Annotated in this window: 18 protein-coding genes and 1 tRNA gene; 8 read left to right on the top strand and 11 right to left on the bottom strand. The window is 65.5% G+C overall.

Annotated features, from left to right (window positions below; genetic code table 11):
* Positions 1-15: 15 nt before the first annotated feature.
* Positions 16-282 carry a hypothetical protein gene (locus tag EO99_RS0102610; RefSeq protein WP_029617088.1) on the bottom strand — a complete coding sequence of 89 codons (267 nt, stop codon included), beginning with the start codon at positions 280-282 and terminating at the stop codon, positions 16-18.
* A gap of 110 nt (positions 283-392) precedes the next feature.
* Between EO99_RS0102610 and EO99_RS0102605 the strand changes: the two genes are divergently transcribed.
* Positions 393-1,346 carry a DUF1499 domain-containing protein gene (locus EO99_RS0102605; RefSeq protein WP_029617087.1) on the top strand — a complete coding sequence of 318 codons (954 nt, stop codon included), beginning with the start codon at positions 393-395 and terminating at the stop codon, positions 1,344-1,346.
* 55 nt (positions 1,347-1,401) lie between these two features.
* On the opposite strand, the gene EO99_RS26205 is transcribed toward EO99_RS0102605, so the two are convergent.
* Positions 1,402-1,815: a PRC-barrel domain-containing protein gene (locus EO99_RS26205; RefSeq protein WP_051679677.1), complete on the bottom strand. Its 414-nt coding sequence runs from the start codon at positions 1,813-1,815 to the stop codon at positions 1,402-1,404.
* Positions 1,816-1,935: 120 nt separating this feature from the next.
* Positions 1,936-2,862: an MBL fold metallo-hydrolase gene (locus EO99_RS0102595; protein ID WP_029617085.1), complete on the bottom strand. Its 927-nt coding sequence runs from the start codon at positions 2,860-2,862 to the stop codon at positions 1,936-1,938.
* A 216-nt stretch (positions 2,863-3,078) separates the two neighbouring features.
* Here EO99_RS0102595 and EO99_RS0102590 point away from each other — a divergent pair.
* The 3 genes from EO99_RS0102590 to EO99_RS0102580 all read left to right on the top strand — a co-directional run bounded on the left by EO99_RS0102590 (position 3,079) and on the right by EO99_RS0102580 (position 4,544).
* Positions 3,079-3,153 (top strand) — tRNA-Gln (locus EO99_RS0102590).
* Positions 3,154-3,236: 83 nt separating this feature from the next.
* Entirely contained in the window at positions 3,237-3,905 is a 669-nt protein-coding gene (locus EO99_RS0102585) for a pseudouridine synthase (RefSeq protein ID WP_029617084.1), read from the top strand.
* A gap of 12 nt (positions 3,906-3,917) precedes the next feature.
* On the top strand, positions 3,918-4,544 hold the full coding sequence (locus tag EO99_RS0102580; RefSeq protein WP_029617083.1) for a class I SAM-dependent methyltransferase: 627 nt from the start codon (positions 3,918-3,920) through the stop codon (positions 4,542-4,544).
* 9 nt (positions 4,545-4,553) lie between these two features.
* Here the strand turns inward: EO99_RS0102580 and EO99_RS0102575 are convergent, their stop codons facing one another.
* From EO99_RS0102575 to EO99_RS0102555, 5 genes are all read right to left on the bottom strand, one after another.
* On the bottom strand, positions 4,554-5,015 hold the full coding sequence (locus EO99_RS0102575) for a nuclear transport factor 2 family protein (protein WP_029617082.1): 462 nt from the start codon (positions 5,013-5,015) through the stop codon (positions 4,554-4,556).
* Between the two features lie 68 nt (positions 5,016-5,083).
* Complete coding sequence (gene cynS / locus EO99_RS0102570) at positions 5,084-5,566, bottom strand: cyanase (protein ID WP_051679676.1); 483 nt, start codon at positions 5,564-5,566, stop codon at positions 5,084-5,086.
* A gap of 33 nt (positions 5,567-5,599) precedes the next feature.
* Positions 5,600-6,493: an ABC transporter ATP-binding protein gene (locus tag EO99_RS0102565; protein WP_051679675.1), complete on the bottom strand. Its 894-nt coding sequence runs from the start codon at positions 6,491-6,493 to the stop codon at positions 5,600-5,602.
* A gap of 2 nt (positions 6,494-6,495) precedes the next feature.
* Positions 6,496-7,335, bottom strand: a complete 840-nt coding sequence (ntrB, locus tag EO99_RS0102560) for a nitrate ABC transporter permease (RefSeq protein WP_029617079.1) — start codon at positions 7,333-7,335, stop codon at positions 6,496-6,498.
* A gap of 1 nt (position 7,336) precedes the next feature.
* Positions 7,337-8,707: a CmpA/NrtA family ABC transporter substrate-binding protein gene (locus EO99_RS0102555; protein ID WP_029617078.1), complete on the bottom strand. Its 1,371-nt coding sequence runs from the start codon at positions 8,705-8,707 to the stop codon at positions 7,337-7,339.
* A gap of 228 nt (positions 8,708-8,935) precedes the next feature.
* Between EO99_RS0102555 and EO99_RS0102550 the strand changes: the two genes are divergently transcribed.
* Positions 8,936-10,771 (top strand): sigma 54-interacting transcriptional regulator, encoded by a 1,836-nt coding sequence (locus EO99_RS0102550; RefSeq protein ID WP_408002858.1) that lies wholly within the window; start codon positions 8,936-8,938, stop codon positions 10,769-10,771.
* A gap of 13 nt (positions 10,772-10,784) precedes the next feature.
* Here the strand turns inward: EO99_RS0102550 and EO99_RS0102545 are convergent, their stop codons facing one another.
* From EO99_RS0102545 to EO99_RS0102535, 3 genes are all read right to left on the bottom strand, one after another.
* Complete coding sequence (locus tag EO99_RS0102545) at positions 10,785-12,167, bottom strand: M20 family metallopeptidase (RefSeq protein ID WP_029617076.1); 1,383 nt, start codon at positions 12,165-12,167, stop codon at positions 10,785-10,787.
* Between the two features lie 110 nt (positions 12,168-12,277).
* Positions 12,278-12,466 carry a hypothetical protein gene (locus EO99_RS0102540; RefSeq protein WP_029617075.1) on the bottom strand — a complete coding sequence of 63 codons (189 nt, stop codon included), beginning with the start codon at positions 12,464-12,466 and terminating at the stop codon, positions 12,278-12,280.
* A 92-nt stretch (positions 12,467-12,558) separates the two neighbouring features.
* Positions 12,559-12,744 carry a CsbD family protein gene (locus EO99_RS0102535; RefSeq protein ID WP_029617074.1) on the bottom strand — a complete coding sequence of 62 codons (186 nt, stop codon included), beginning with the start codon at positions 12,742-12,744 and terminating at the stop codon, positions 12,559-12,561.
* A 286-nt stretch (positions 12,745-13,030) separates the two neighbouring features.
* Between EO99_RS0102535 and EO99_RS0102530 the strand changes: the two genes are divergently transcribed.
* From EO99_RS0102530 to EO99_RS0102520, 3 genes are read left to right on the top strand one after another with little or no spacing between them, the layout of a single operon-like run.
* Entirely contained in the window at positions 13,031-14,176 is a 1,146-nt protein-coding gene (locus EO99_RS0102530) for an ABC transporter ATP-binding protein (RefSeq protein ID WP_029617073.1), read from the top strand.
* Positions 14,173-15,099 (top strand): carbohydrate ABC transporter permease, encoded by a 927-nt coding sequence (locus EO99_RS0102525; RefSeq protein ID WP_029617072.1) that lies wholly within the window; start codon positions 14,173-14,175, stop codon positions 15,097-15,099. Before EO99_RS0102530 ends, EO99_RS0102525 begins: the two co-directional genes overlap by 4 nt.
* Positions 15,099-15,920, top strand: coding sequence for a carbohydrate ABC transporter permease (locus EO99_RS0102520; protein ID WP_029617071.1), 822 nt, complete (start codon positions 15,099-15,101; stop codon positions 15,918-15,920). Before EO99_RS0102525 ends, EO99_RS0102520 begins: the two co-directional genes overlap by 1 nt.
* Positions 15,921-15,950 lie beyond the last annotated feature (30 nt).

Raw genomic sequence — 15,950 nt, 5'->3', positions numbered from 1 at the left:
GTTTCGGCGCGGCCGTCAGTCTTCGCGGATGATGACCCGCCGCTCCACGTACATCGGTCCCCACATGGTGCGGTTCTGCTGGTCGCGCCAGCTGCGCATGTCGGCGCGGCGGTCGAGATCGAGGTCGAGCAGGCAGCGCGCCATCGCATCCGTGCCTGGCTTGAAGCCATAGCCGGCGCAGGTGCGCTGGTCGATGGCGCGGCGTTCCTCCGGCGTCACCGTCTGGCAGCCGGACAGCACGAGCGGCAGCACCGCCGCAGCGAAGAGAAGATGATGGCGCATGACGAACTCCGTATCGGCCTTGCCTTGGGCAATATGCGATTTGCATATCACCCGTCCTGTTCTACACAAGCGCGCATGAAGTGGCCAATTCCAGATGTTGTGATGATTCCATGACCGTCCGCTTTGTCCGGCCCATTTCCCGTTCCGCCTATGCCGCCCGCCGGATTGCCCTTGCGGCCTTGCTGCTGTTTGCGCTGGCCGTGATCGGGCACCGCTTCGGGCCGCTGCGCACGCCGGACATGCTGGCCCTTGTGCTGCTGTCGGCGGCGATCGCCGCTGCCGCCGTGCCGCTGGCACTGATCGGTCTCGTCCGCCTCTGGCAGAAGGGCGCCGAAGGCGGCATCGCCGCCGCCAAGGCGCTTGTTTATGCGGCCGTTCCGCTGGCGGTGGTCGCGGCCGGTGCGATCGCCTACCTCACGCAGCCGGCGATCTACGAGGTGGCGACGGATCTCGAGGATCCGCCGGAATTCCTGGCCCGTCCGGACTACGCCCAGGAATGGCTGGTGCGGCCAGCCTCCGTCAGCGCCGCCGATCGTCGTGCGCAGCTTGCCGCCTATCCCGGCCTGACCGGGCGCCGCTACGAAGGCGCCCTGGACCGTGTCCTGCAGGGTGTCCAGGCGGCAGCGCTCTCGGCGCGCGTCAGCATCCTGGATCGGCAGGGTGAGGGCCAGATGGCGCCGCAGGAGCCATCACCGCCTGTATCCGTGGACGATGTCGAGGAGGTTCTGCCGGAGGAAGGGGCTCTGCCGGTCACGGCGCCCGTTCCCCTGCCGCGACCGACTCTGCCGGGGCAGCTCGCGCCAACGGCGGAAACGCCGGATGACGCCGACGATGCCTTCCTGCCAGCTGCGCAAGATGTCTTGCTGCAGGGTGAGGTGCGCACGCTGGCACTCGGACTGCCTTTTGATATCGTCATACGCTTGCGGGAGGACGCCGAAACGACCTCCGTCGATCTCCGCGTCGCGTCCCGCTACGGCCCCCACGACCTCGGGCTGAGCGCCGAGATCGCGGAGGATTTTCTGGATCGGCTGGATGCCGAGCTGCTGGGCATCGCCGGCGGCTGAGGACGGGCCACTGCACCGTCACCCGTGACGCCGGCGATCGCCCGCTGGCTGAAGATCAGTCGTCGCCGAGGCCGATGGCATCCAGATCGACGGCGCCGGCGCCTTCCAGGATTTCGCGCGTCAGCGTCGGTGCCGTCACGCGGATGTCGTCATCGCCATCGGCGGTGATTTCCAGCGTGCTCCAGTCGACCAGCACGTCCTTTTCACCGATGCCGAGGAAACCGCCGACTTCCAGTGCGACCGCAGCGACGGTGCCGTCGACGTTCAGCAGCACGTCTTCGATCTCGCCGATGACATTGCCGTCCGCGCCGTAGACGTCTTCATCGTCAAGGTTGCCGGAGAAGACATAGCCGGGTGCCGCACCCTGGACGGCCTCCGGAAGCACGACGATCGGTGCCGTGATGGGCGCCTGGGCAAAGGCGGTTCCGGCGACGAGCACGATGGCGGCGGCGAAGGGGATCGATTTCATGACTGACCTCGTTGTTCTGGTGAATTCGCGACCGGAGCGGTCGCTCCGGGCATGGTCAGACAACGGCAGGACGGGAGAGGATGTTCCATCCCCCCGACGGAGTCGGTCGGCAGATGCCCTCTAGGCCGGGAAGAACGTGCCCGCCAGCGACGGCGGCCCGTCGCTCGTCACCTGCCCCTTTTCCACCAGATCCTCCAGGTGCGCGAGCACGGAGAGGGCGGCTGCGCCGTGAAGCCGCGGATCGGTGCGGGTGTAGATCGCCCGCACCATGTCCGGGATCACCCGGTCGCCGCCCCGCACCCGCTCCAGCACGGCCCGCTCGCGCATGCGCCGGTGGGCTCTGAGCCCGCGCAGGAAGGAGGCAGGCTCGCGCACCGGCCCGCCGTGGCCAGGCAGGAACATCCGGTCGTCGCGCGCCAGAAGCTTTTCGACGGAGGCCATGAAGTCGGCCATCGAGCCGTCGGGTGGCGCCACGATCGTGGTGGCCCAGGCCATCACATGGTCGGCGGAGAACAGGAGCCCGCTGCCGTCGAGCGCGAAGGCGCTGTGGTTGGCGGTATGGCCGGGCGTGTGGATGGCCGACAGGCTCCAGCCGTCGCCGGCGATCGTCTCGCCGTCGCCGATGGCGATGTCGGGGACAAAATCGCTGTCGGCGCTCTCGGCAAAGGGATTGACCTCGCCGGCAAACAGCGGCCGTGCCGCCCGGTGCGGCCCCTCCGCCACCGTCAGCGCCCCGGTTTCCGTCTTCAGCCGGCGGGCGAGCGGGGAATGGTCGCGGTGGGTGTGGCTGACGAAGATATGCGTCACCTCGCGCCCCTTCAGCGCCGCCATCAGCGCCTCGAAGTGCGCCTCGTCCTCCGGACCCGGATCGATGACGGCGACGGAGGAGCCTCCGACGATATAGCTGTTGGTGCCGTGGAAGGTGAAGGGCGAGGGGTTGTTGACGGTGAGGCGTTCTACACCCTCGGCCACCGGCACCGCCTGCCCGTAGGCGGGCTGGAACGTCAGGTCGAATTCCGGGTCTCCAGCATCGTCCTTCTCGGCCATCGGCATGTCCCTTTCGGCGCGTGTCCACGGACCCGCGGTGTCACAGGCTCCGCACCCTTGCGGTCCGTTGCGCAAGTGCCGGCGCAGCTAGCATGATCTGGCCCCGGAAATCTGCAAAAAACCACCCCGCCACCGATTGCCGCCGCATCGAAGCTTTGCTAGAGCAGCCCCACCCGCCAGCGACGCGCCTTGCCCGCCGCTGACGACAGGTCACGGTGGGGCGTCGCCAAGCGGTAAGGCACCGGTTTTTGGTACCGGCATTCCCAGGTTCGAATCCTGGCTTCTCAGCCAAGGCCTTAAGGCCAGAGTGCTTCGGATTGCTGGATTCACCCTTGCAACCTTCCCGACCACTCAAAATGTGATAAACGCCCGCCATGGCTGACCTTCCCGACGCAGACCCGATCTACCATCCGCCGCTGGATCCCTATCTGACGTGCCTCCACCAGGACGCGGATCTGCTGGTGTTTAACAAGCCGAGCGGTCTGCTGTCGGTGCCGGGGCGCCATCCGGCGCTGTCCGACAGTCTCCTGACGCGGGTGCAGAAGGAGTTTCCGCAGGCCCTGATCGTCCACAGGCTGGACAAGGATACCTCCGGGGTGGTGCTGATGTCGCGCAACCGCAGGGCGCACGCCTTTGTCGCGGCGCAGTTCGAGGCGCGCACCACGAAGAAATCCTATGTCGCCGAGGTCTGGGGCCGGGTGGCGGAGACGGAAGGGTTGATCGACCTGCCGTTGGCGATCGATCCGCACAACAAGCCCCGCCACCGGGTCGATCTTGAGCACGGCAAGCCGGCGCAGACGCGGTGGCAGGTCATCGGCTATGGCGAGAACTGCACGCGCTTGCGCCTGTTTCCGCAGACGGGGCGCACCCATCAGCTGCGCGTGCACCTGCAGGCGCTCGGTCACGTCATTCTCGGCGATGAATTCTATGCCGAGGGGGAGGCGCTCGCCGCCGCAGACCGCTTGCTTCTCCACGCCGAGGAATTAGGCTTCCGCCATCCTAACGGGTCCGAGGTCACCTTCACGGCCCCCACGCCCTTCTGAGAACGGACACCGGTGCAGAAACTCGAGAAAACGCCCCTGATCGTCGATTTCGTCGGCGGCGCCGTCGGCCATAGGTTTCGCGCCGGCGAGGGGCGCCGGCAGGACCTGCCGAAGGCGGCCGGCTTTGCCAGCGGCGTGACCCCAGAGATCGTCGATGCCACCGCCGGCCTTGGCCGCGATGCCTTCTTCCTGGCCTCGCTCGGCGCCTGCGTCACCCTCGTCGAACGGTCCGAGGTCATGCATGATCTGCTGGCTGAAGGCCTCGAGCGCGCGCGGGCGGAAGGCGGGCGCTACGCCGAAACGGTCGCCCGCATGACGCTGATCCATGGCGAGTCCCGCATTCTGCTGCCGCAGCTGAACCCGCAGGTCGTGCTGATCGATCCCATGCACCCACCGCGCGACAAGACGGCCCTGGTGAAGAAGGAGATGCGGCTGATCCGCGAGATCGTCGGCACGGATTCCGATTCCGTCGAGCTCATGCAGGTCGCGCTGGAGGCGGCGCAATACCGTGTCGTCTTGAAGTGGCCCCTGCGCGGCGAGCCGATGCCGGGCGTGCGCAAGCCCTCCTATCAGATCCTCGGAAAGAGCACCCGCTACGATGTCTTCGTCAAGGCGAAGATCCCGGAGACGGCGGCCTAGGTTGATCGGTCAGAGCCCGAGGTCGGAAAGACCCGGGTGGTCGTCCGGGCGGCGTCCGAGCGGCCAGTGGAACTTGCGGTCCGCACTGGCGATCGGCATGTCGTTGATCGAGGCGAAGCGCCGCTGCATCAGGCCCTCGGCGTCGAATTCCCAGTTCTCGTTGCCGTAGGAGCGAAACCAGTTGCCGCTGTCGTCGTGCCACTCGTAGGCAAAGCGCACCGCGATGCGGTTGTCGGCAAAGGTCCACAGCTCCTTGATCAGCCGGTAGTCCAGCTCTCTCGCCCATTTGCGGGTGAGGAAAGCGACGATCTCGGCGCGTCCCACCGGAAAATCCGTGCGGTTCCGCCAGCGGCTGTCGGGGGTATAGACGAGCGACACCCGCTGCGGGTCGCGGCTGTTCCAGCCGTCTTCGGCCATGCGCACCTTGGCCGTTGCCGTGTCCAGCGTGAAAGGCGGTACGAGCTTCACCATGATCCTGTTTCTCCTCCCAGAAATATGGCTTCGGTCCGGCGCCTCGGCCGGACCGAAGGTGATGGCGGCTATTCTTCCTTGAAACCATACTCCGGCACATTGCCGGTCGCGCCGTAATATTTGTAGGGCAGGAACTTGCCCGACATCACCATCTTGACGCGGTCGCCGCGCGGGTTGGGTAGCCGTTCCATGGTCATGTCGAAGTCGATGGCCGACATGATGCCGTCGCCATATTCCTCTTCGATCAGAGCCTTCCAGGCCGGACCGTTCACCATCACCAGCTCGTAGAAGCGATAGATCAGCGGATCGGTGGGCGGCATCGGCATGCCGCGCATCGGCGTTTCATTGAGCATGCGGATCTCCGGCCGCGACAGGCCGAAAAGCTCGCCGGCATTTTCCGCCTGCGGCTTGGCAAGCTTCATCTGGCCGAGGATGGCGCCGACGATCAGCACCTCCGAGGAGCCGCCGATCGTCTCGCAGATGTATTTCCAGGTCCAGCCCTTCTCGCGCTTGATGTCGAGCAGTTTTTCCGTGAGGTCTTCGCGCTTCATGGGTGTCTCCTATCGTTTGGTGAAGCTTGAGGGTCAGCTGAGGACGGCTGCCGCAGCGGGATTGGGAAAGGGGGCGTCGACCGAAGCGCTCGGACTGACGACCGGAACCTTGCGCGGGTCGTGGTCAGGAACCGTGTCGCGGAACGTCCGGCTGCGGGTGACCAGAAAATCGACGATGTGGTTGCGCATCGGGTAGTAGTCCGGGTGCCGGTGCAGATCGACGCGGGTGCGGTCCTTCGGCAGCGGATTGGCGACCACTTCGGCAAGCACGGCGCCCGGGCCATTGGTCATCAGGAAGATCTTGTCGGCGAGATAGATCGCTTCGTCGACATCATGGGTGATCAGCAGCGAGGTCTGCCCGGTTTCCAGGCAGATGCGCCGGACCTCGTCCTGCAGGGTGCCGCGGGTCAGGGCATCGAGCGCGGAGAAGGGCTCGTCCATCAGCAGGATCTTCGGGGTGATCGACAGCGCCCGGGCAATGCCGACGCGCTGCTTCATGCCGCCCGAAAGCTCCGACGGGCGCTTGTGCTCGGAGCCCGAGAGGCCGACGAGATCGATGAAGCTCCCGGCATGCGCCGCAACCTGGCTTCGCGTCCATTTCGGCCATTTGGACGAGACGGCGAAGGCCACATTGCCGAGAACCGTGCGCCAGGGCAGCAGCGCATGGCTCTGGAAGATGACGGCGCGGTCGAGGCTGGTGCCCGAAATCGCCTGGCCGTCGACGATGACCTCGCCTTCGCTCGGCGCATCAAGACCAGCAAGGATGTTGAGGATCGTCGTCTTGCCGCAGCCCGAGTGACCGATGACGCAGCCGAACTCGCCGCGGTCGAGGCTAAGCCAGAGGTCGTCGAAGATCGTCGTCGGCGGCGAGCCGGGCTTGCCGGGATAGCGACGCGCGATCGCCTCTATGGAAATGAACTTGCTCATGGCTACTCCGGAAATGTCACGAGGCGCGTCAGGCGGGCGAGGATCTGGTCGAACAGCATCCCCACCACGCCGATCACCAGGATCGCGATGATCACATTGGTGATCGAAAGGTTGTTCCACTCGTTCCAGACGAAGTAGCCGACCCCTGTGCCGCCCACGAGCATTTCGGCGGCGACGATGACGAGCCAGGCGATGCCGATCGAAATCCGCATGCCGGTCAGGATTGTTGGCGCGGCCGCCGGCAGGATCACCGCATAGGCGCGGCGGATCGGACCGACCTCCAGCGTGCGGGCGACATTGATCCACTCCTTGCGCACGGCAGAGACGCCGAAGGCGGTGTTGATCAGCATCGGCCAGAGCGCGCAGATGAAGATGACGAAGATCGCCGAGATGTTGGAATCCTTGATCGTGTAGAGCGCAAGCGGCATCCAGGCGAGCGGCGAGATGGGCTTCAGGATCTGCACGAAGGGATCGACCGCGCGGCTGACGAGCGGCGACATGCCGATCAGGAAGCCGAGCGGAATGGCAACGAGGACCGCCAGCGAATAGCCGAGCAGCACGCGGGCGATGGAAAAGCCCAGCTGGATGCCGAGACCCTTGTCGTTCGGTCCATTGTCGTAAAAGGGATCGCTGAGGTGCTCCCACAGCTTTACGCCGACATCCAGCGGCCCCGGCATGGCCGAGACCCCGGTGGTCGCCGTGGCGCCCATCAGCCGCGCATATTCCGGGTCCATGTCCGCGACCGGCCCCGTCGACTGCGTGGCAAGGTGCCACGCAGCGAGGAAGAGGGCGAGGATGAGAGCCGACAGCAGCGCTGCCCGCACGGGAAGGGATGCGGTCACCTCAGTTCACTTTCTTGATGGCGAAGCTGTCGAGATAGGCTTCGGGCTCGGCCGGATCGAAGGTCTTGCCCATCACCACGAAGGTCTTGTTCGTCTCCTTCGGCGGCGTCATGCCGAGCTCCTCCATCATCTTCGAGGTGTCGGTGGCGAGGAACACCTGGGCGGCGATCTCGTCGTAGTTGATGTCGCCCTCAACCTGTCCCCAGCGCTTCATCTGGGTCATGATCCAGACGGCGAACGACTGGTACGGGAAGGGGTCGAAGTCGACGCGGTTCGGCTGCTGCACGATGTTGCCGAGGCCGTCGGCGAAGGTGCCGGTCAGGATCTGCTCCAGCACCACTTCCGGCTGGTTGAGGTAGTTGGCCGGCGCGATGGCGGCCGCGATCTCCTTGCGGTTGTCCGCCTCATGGGCATAGGCCGTCGCGTCGATGATCGACTTCAGGAGCGCGCTGTAGGTATTGGGCATCGTGTCGATGAATTCCTTCGATGCCGCAAAGGCGCAGCACGGATGGCCATCCCAGATGTCCTTGGTCAGGATGTGGATGAAGCCGACGCCGTCATAGACGGCGCGCTGGTTCATCGGGTCGGGGCCGAGGAAGCCGTCGAGGTTTTCGGCTCGCAGGTTGGCGACCATCTCCGGCGGCGGCACGGCGCGGATCTGCACGTCGGCGTCCGGATCGATGCCGTGTTCGGCCAGATAGTAGCGCAGCAGGTAGTTGTGCATCGAATAGTCGAAGGGAACGCCGAACTTGAAACCCTTCCAGTCCTTCGGGTCGCGCCGGTCCTTGTGCTTCATCGCCAGCGTGATGGCCTGCCCGTTGATGTTTTCGACGGCCGGCATCGCATAGGGCTGCGGATTGGAGCCGATGCCCATGCTGATGGCGAGCGGCATCGGCGACAGCATGTGCGCGGCGTCATATTCCTTGTTCAGCGTCTTGTCGCGAATGACGGCCCAGCCGGCCGTCTTGATGACCTCGACGTTCAGCCCGTGCTTCTCGTAGAAACCCATGGGCGAGGCCATGATGATCGGCGTGGCGCAGGTGATCGGAATGAAGCCGACCTTCAGGTCCGGCTTCTCGATCGGGCCGGTGTCGGCGAAGGCTTCCGTGGCGGTCGCCAGCGGAAAGAACTGCGCCACGGCCGCCGCCGCCGTGCCGGCGCCGACCGCCTTCAGGAAGGCGCGGCGCGAGGCGTCCTGCGGAAACATGGCGCGCAGAACGGCGGTCGCCACAACGTTCTCGTATTGCTTGTCGGTGCTGGAGGAGACCTCCTGCGCCCGCATCTGCTGGTCGTGTTCGCTCTGGCTTGTGTGGCGGCCGCAGTTGCAGCCGGATCGAAAGACGGTACGCGCATCAAATGGATTATCGAACATTGCACTGTTCCCCTTGTGCCATTGACTGGAACCATCCTTGCAATGGGCGTGCCAAGTAGGCCGATCGCCGCGAGATCGTTGATCGGTAGGCAGTTCCGTGCGCAGCAGGTTCGGGTGGCGGGTCACGACATTTCATGATACACGAGATTTCGTAACTCAATTTCACGAGAATTCGTCATGACGCAGGCGCTCACCGGCTCGATCTTCGATCTGTCTCCGCAGCCGGAGATGATCTTCGATCCGATGGCGGACCGGGTGCTGGCCGCCAATTCCGCCGCCTGCCGTCTCCTGGGTTATGATCATGCGGCACTTCTGCAGATGACGGTGACGGAGCTGCACGACGGGCAGGTGCCGACCCTCATCGTCTTCACCCAGGCGATCCTCGACAAGGGCTCCTACTGGACGACGACGCTGCGTCCGCGGCATGCGACGGGCCGCGAGGTGGAGGTGGAATACATCGGTTCGCGTCTGCCGATCGACGGCAGCCGGCAGCTGATCATCGTCTGCCTTCACGACCTGCAGGAGCGCCGGCGCCGCTCCATCGATGCCGCAGCGGACGATTTCATGGGCGGCGGCCTGACGGAATGGCAGCGGGCCGAGCGCGTCTTTCGCGACATTGAACGGGAAAACCGCCTGATCCTGCGCGCCGCAGGGGAGGGGATCTACGGCGTCAATGCCGAGGGCAAGACGACCTTCGTCAACCCCGCGGCCGAGCGCATGCTGGGCTGGAGCGCCGAGGAGCTGGTGGCGCGCGACATTCACTCGATCATGCACCACACGCGGCCCGACGGAACCCATTACCCGCACGAGGACTGCCCGATCTACGCCGCCTTCCGGGATGGTGCGGTCCATACCGTCGTGGACGAGGTCTTCTGGCGCAAGGACGGCTCACCGGTCTGGGTGGAATATACCTCCACCCCGATCCGCGACCGTAACGTCATCGTCGGTGCCGTCATCGTCTTCCGCGACGTGACGGAGCGCCGCGAGGCCGACAGCCGCCTGCGGGCAGCGCTCGCCGAGGTCGACCAGCTGCGCGAGCGGCTGGAGCATGAGAACGCCTACCTGCAGGAAGAAATCCGCATCGAGATGAACGCTTCCGGCATCGTCGGCGCGTCCGAGCCCGTCCAGGCGGTGCTGCGGCAGATCCATCTGGTGGCGCCCACCAGCGCGACGGTGCTGATCACCGGCGAGTCCGGTACAGGCAAGGAGCTGATCGCCCGCGCCATCCACGAGGCGAGCGACCGCCGCGACCGGCCGCTGATACGGGTGAACTGCGCGGCGATCCCGCGCGAACTCTTCGAAAGCGAGTTCTTCGGCCATGTCAGAGGAGCCTTCACCGGCGCCATCCGCGACCGGATCGGCCGCTTCGAGCTTGCCGACGGCGGCACGCTGTTCCTGGACGAGGTCGGCGAGATCCCGCTGGAACTGCAGAGCAAGCTCCTGCGCGTCCTGCAGGAGGGCGTCTTCGAGCGGGTCGGCGAGGAGAAGACCCGCAGCGTCGACGTGCGCCTGATCGCCGCGACCAACCGCGATCTGAAGCAGGCCGTCCAGCGTCGGCAGTTCCGCGAGGACCTCTATTTCCGGCTGAACGTCTTCCCGATCGTCTCCGTGCCCTTGCGCGAGAGGCGCGACGACATTCCGCTGCTGGCGCAGCATTTCCTTGATCGCGAAAGCCAGTCGAAGCGCATGGACCTGCGGTTTTCGGAAGCCGATATCCGCGAGCTCTGCCGCTACGACTGGCCGGGCAATGTGCGCGAGCTTCAGAACGTCATCGAACGGGCCGCCATCCTCTCGCAGAACGGGCGGTTGACGATCGACCTCCCGGACACGCATCGCCGAGAGGTGACGGCCACCCGGGCGAACCAGAAGCCTGCGGCGGACGAAATCCTGACGGACGCGCAACTGCGCGACCTGGAGCGCAACAACCTCGTCGCGGCGCTGACGGCCTGCGGCTGCAAGGTATCCGGCCCCAGCGGCGCCGCGCGCCTTCTCGGCATGAAGCCGACCACGCTGGCATCGCGCATCAAGGCCTTCGGGTTGGAGCTGGAGGGGCTGACGCGATAGGGCCTGTAGCCGGTCACTTGGCCTGCTTCAGATCGCCCGCATGCGCCGCAATGTCGAGAAACAGTGCCGTCATGATGAGCATTCCCTCTTTCGCGATGGAAAGAAGGGCATGCTCGTTGGGCCCATGCTGCCCGCATTCGGCGTGGGAATGGGGGATCCAGATGGTGGGAAGGCCCAGAATGTCCGTGAATGCATCGTTCGGAAGCGAGCCGGCGAGGTTCGGCAGCACATGCGGCTTGCGGCCCGCCGAGGCGGTGATCGAGCGCTCGACGAAGGCGACCCAGGGATGATCGGGCGGAAAGCGGGTGGCCTTGAACGGCTCGCCTTTGGACGCCCGCACCTCGACCATCGGAAACCCATGGTCATCGAGATGGCGGCGAAGCGCCGGCAGGATCTCGTCCATCTCGGTGCCGACCACGAACCGCAGCTGGCAGGTGGCCCGTGCCGAGCCGGAAATGGTGTTCTGCGGCGCGTCGATATTGCCGGCGGAAATGGCCAGCACTGCCAGCGAATTCCAGCCGAACACCCGTTCCGAAGGTGTCAGCGTGCTCTCGCCCCAGTCCGCATCGTGCCGGCGCGGTGGCAGATCCTTCAGCGTCGCGCGGATTTCCGGCGTCAGGCTCGTCGGCCGCCATTCGGCGATCTTGATCTGGCCGCGCGCGTCGACGATCGAGGCGATGGCATGTGACAGGAGGATCACCGGATCGGCCAGCAGGCCGCCGAAGTTGCCGGAGTGATGGTCGCTGTCCCGGAGGTGGACGACGAGATCGAAGGAGAGGCCGCCGCGCGAGCCCATGAACATGGTCGGCGTATCGATGGCGAGCCGCGGCCCGTCGGAGGCGATCAGCACGTCGGCCGATAGCGCGTCCTTCTGCAGCGCGAAGAATTCGCGAAGGCCGTAGGAGCCGGTCTCCTCGGCCATCTCGATGATGATCTTGGCGTTGAAGCCGAGCCGGGCCTGCGCCCGGATGATAGTCTCAAGCGCCTTGATGTTGATGAGATGCTGGATCTTGTTGTCCGCCGTGCCGCGGCCGTAGAGCTTGTCGCCCTCGACGGTGAGCACGAAGGGATCCAGCCCTTCCCGCCACCGATGCGCTTCGCCGTTGCAGACGTCGCCATGGCCGTAGACCAGCACGGTCGGCAGGGCTTCGTCCTCGATGCGGCTCGCGATCATGAGGGGCGCACCGCCCTCGCGCGGATTGTCGAAGATCTCGCAGGAGAAGCCGATTGCCTGCAGCATCGGCTGCATGTCGGTCTCGAGATAGGCCAGGAGCGCCTCCGGCTGCCCTTCCGACTGGCTCACGGACCGGCGTGCGACAAGCTTCGCCAGATCAACGGCAAGCGCGCCGGTGGAAACATAGGTCGAAGCCTGATCAAGAATATCATGTCTATCCATCCGACTTTCGTATCCGAGGCTGCACCTTTGGACAACTGTCGTCAGGAGGGCGTTATGGCCGCCCGGGACGGAACAGGAAAAGGGAGGGATGTGCGGACTGCTGCGTTGGCCTAGCCGCCGGCCGGCTGCTCCCGGGCAGTGGGCTCCATCGTTGCATCCCCATTCTCGTCCTCATCGAGCAGCATGCTGCCGACGAAGAGATAGACAGTGATCGCAAGCACGACGCTGCCGAGGATGGCGACCGGCAGCAGGGGGGCTGCCCGTCGTTCTGGAGTGTCTTCGCGCTTCTCGATCATCATCGGACCCTCACAAGCAGTTGTCCTCCCCCACGCAAGCCTCCCCGGGGCCTGGCCAGCGGCCTGCCCCGGAAGGTGGGCGGTGAAGCGCGCGGTTACTCGGTCACCTTCTTCGCGGCGTCCTTGGCATCGCCCTTGGCCTGCTGCAGATCGCCCTTGGCTTCCTGCTTTGCGCCGCCTGCCTTCATGTCGTCGTTGCCGGTGGCGTCGCCGGCGGACTGCTGTGCCTTGCCGGCCAGCTCGTTGCCCTTGCCCTTCATCTTGTCCATCGTGCTGTTCATTTGGCTTCTCCTTTTTTGTCTGTCTGAGACCAACGACGGCGGTGGCGCATGGTTCCTGACCTTCCGTCCGGCGACCCCACGGAAAGCCGGGTGCGGCTGTCGACGCCCTGTCCGCTGCCAACCCGAAAGCGGCGGCGGTGAATATTAGAAAGATCGCGATAACTGCTTGAGACCATGGAGCAAAACGGGGAGGGATCCGTCCGCGCCGCGTCATGAAATCTTCGTGAAACCGTTGTCTCTCTGTCACCTGAAGGCCCCATACGCGCCGCTGAAACAGGAGTGCAGTATGACGCCGCAATCGGTAGAACTTCGGGGCATCGGCAAGAGCTTCGGGACGGAAAACGTTCTGAAGGGGATCGATCTCTCTGTCCGCCCGGGCGAATTTCTCTCTCTCGTCGGCATGTCGGGCTGCGGCAAGTCCACCCTTCTGCGGATGATCGCAGGCCTCGAGGCGCCGGATCGCGGCACCGTCTCGATCGGCGGCAGCGACGTCACCGACATGGACCCGAGCGAGCGCAACCTCGCCATGGTCTTCCAGTCCTACGCGCTCTATCCGCATATGAACGTCCGCCAGAACATCGCCACGCCGCTGCGCATGCGCCGCCTGCCGCTGTCGGCACGCCTGCCGTTGATCGGCGGGCTGTTTGCACCGTCGCAGACGCTGCGAGACATTGACGCAGCCGTCGAACAGGCGGCCGAGACGCTCCACATTCCCCATCTGCTGGACCGCAAGCCGGCGCAGCTGTCCGGCGGCCAGCGCCAGCGCGTGGCGCTGGCACGCGCCCTGGTGCGCTCGCCTGCCGCCTTCCTGATGGACGAGCCGCTGTCCAACCTCGACGCCAAGCTGCGCGCCCACATGCGCGAGGAACTGGCCTCGCTGCATCGCCGCCTCGGCGCCACCTTCATCTATGTCACGCACGACCAGATCGAGGCGATGACCATGTCCGACCGCATCGCGCTGATGTCGGAGGGCCGGATCGAGCAGCTCGGCACGCCCGACGAACTCTACCGCAGCCCCGCGACGCTGACGGTCGCGCGCTTCATCGGCACGCCGTCGATCAACCTCCTGCCGGTCGAGATCGACGCCCAGGGCAAAGTGACAGCCTTCGGGCAGGACCTCGGGCTGCAGACGGCGGCGGCTCACTCCGGTCCCGCAACCCTCGGCATCCGCTCGGAAGACCTGCGCCCGGCCGCAGAAGGCCTGGCCGTGCGCGTGCTGCGTGCCGAAACCCACGGTGCCGACCGCTTCGTCAGTTGCCAGCTCCTGGCCGACGAGACGGTGCGCATCACCCTGCGGCAGGCAGCCGGCGAGACGATCGAAACCGGTGCCGACGGCCTGACGCATCTCGCCTTCGCCCCCGAGCGGGCCCATCTGTTTGGCGCCGACGGCGCGCGCCGCGAACTCTCGGTGCGCGAGCGGGTGGCGGCATGACGGCGACGGACTTCCCCGCTGAGACGACCATGGCGACCGCCTCCAGCCGCTCGCGGACGGACCGGCGCATGGCCCTGCGCGGACTTGCCTTCGTCGCCCCGGCCGCTCTTCTGCTCATCGCCATCTACATCCTGCCGATGGTGGTCCTCGCCGCCTTCTCGGTGACGGACTACCAGCTCGGCGCGCTTTCCATCCGCTTCGTCGGCCTGCAGAACTTCACCGCCGCCCTCGACGACGACGTGTTCATGCGCGCGCTCGCCAACACCGTCCTCTATGCGGTGATCGTCATTCCCTTCGGCGTCTTCCTGGCGCTCGGCGTGGCGCTTCTGGTCTATAACCGCAAGCGCAGCCGCGCCTTCTGGGAAGTAGCCTATTTCCTGCCGGTGACCGCAACCCTGGTCGCCATGGCGACCGTCTGGCAGTTCCTGCTGCATCCCTCCATCGGACCGGTCAATGCCGCCATCAAATGGTTCGGCTTCGAGCCCGTGGCCTTCCTGTCGAACCCGGTACTGCTGATCCCCACCATGGCCATGATCGGCATCTGGCAGGTGCTCGGCTTCAACATGGTACTGTTCCTCGCCGGCCTCACGGCGATCCCGAAGGACCTCTACGAGGCCGCCCGCCTCGACGGCGCCAAAAACCCGATCGACCGCTTCTTCACGGTCACCTGGCCGATCCTCGGGCCGACCACGATGTTCGTCGTCGTCACCACCTCGATCTCGGCCTTCAAGGTCTTCGAGACGGTCGCCGTGCTCACCAAGGGCCGCTTCGGCTCCGAGACCCTGCTCTTCAACCTCTACCTCGAGGGCTTCGAGTATTCCAACACCGGCTACGCCGCGGCGCTGACGCTGATCTTCCTGGCAATCGTGCTGATCCTGTCGATCTGGCAGACGGTGCACATGGACCGGAAGGTGCACTACTGATGGCCTACGTTCGCAGATACCTGCCGCATCTCGTCCTCGCCATCGGCGCCTTCGTCATGCTGCTGCCCTTCTACTGGATGTTCCTGACGTCGATCCGCTCGCCGGGGGAAATCTTCGACGTCTCGCTCTGGCCGATCCCGAAAGATTTCTCGGCCGGCGAGAACTTCTCCCGTGCCGCAAGCCAGGTGCCCATGGCCCGCTTCATGCTGAACGGCGTCATCGTCTGCCTCGGCATCCTGATCGTGCAGGTGCTGACGGCGGTGCCGGCCGCCTATGCGCTCGCCAAGCTCCGCTTCCCCGGCCGCCGGCTGCTGATGACCCTGGTGATCGCCGCGCTCTGCGTGCCGATCCAGGCGCTGGCGCTGCCGCTCTTCGTCGGTCTCGCGATGACCGAACTGCTCAACACCTACTTTGCCATGATGGCGCCCTTCTTCCTGTCGGTGTTCGCGATCTTCCTGTTTCACCAGTCCTTCCGCAGCTACCCCAACGAGATCATCGAGGCGGCGCGGATGGATGGCTTCTCCGAGATGGAGATCTGCTGGCGCCTCGTGCTGCGCGGCTCGCTTCCCTCGCTTGCCGCCTTCTCGGTGTTTTCGCTCGTGGCCCACTGGAACGACCTCTACTGGCCGATGATCGTCGTCTCCGACACCAATCTCGCGCCGCCGCCGCTCGGCATGCTGTATTTCGCCGACGTGGAGTCCGGGGCGAACTACGGAGCCCTGATGGCCGGCGCGACCATTATTACTGCGCCGATGCTGGTCTGCTTCCTGCTCGTGCGCCGACATTTCATCGCGGGGATCACCATGACCGGAGTCAAGTGAACCGCGCCGCATGAAGACTGCCTCCCAACC

Source organism: Pseudorhizobium marinum (assembly GCF_000705355.1).
Classification (GTDB): Bacteria; Pseudomonadota; Alphaproteobacteria; order Rhizobiales; family Rhizobiaceae; genus Neorhizobium; species Neorhizobium pelagicum.
The sequence above is the reverse complement of the archived record's forward strand: the minus strand, read 5'-3'. Positions and strand labels throughout refer to the sequence as shown.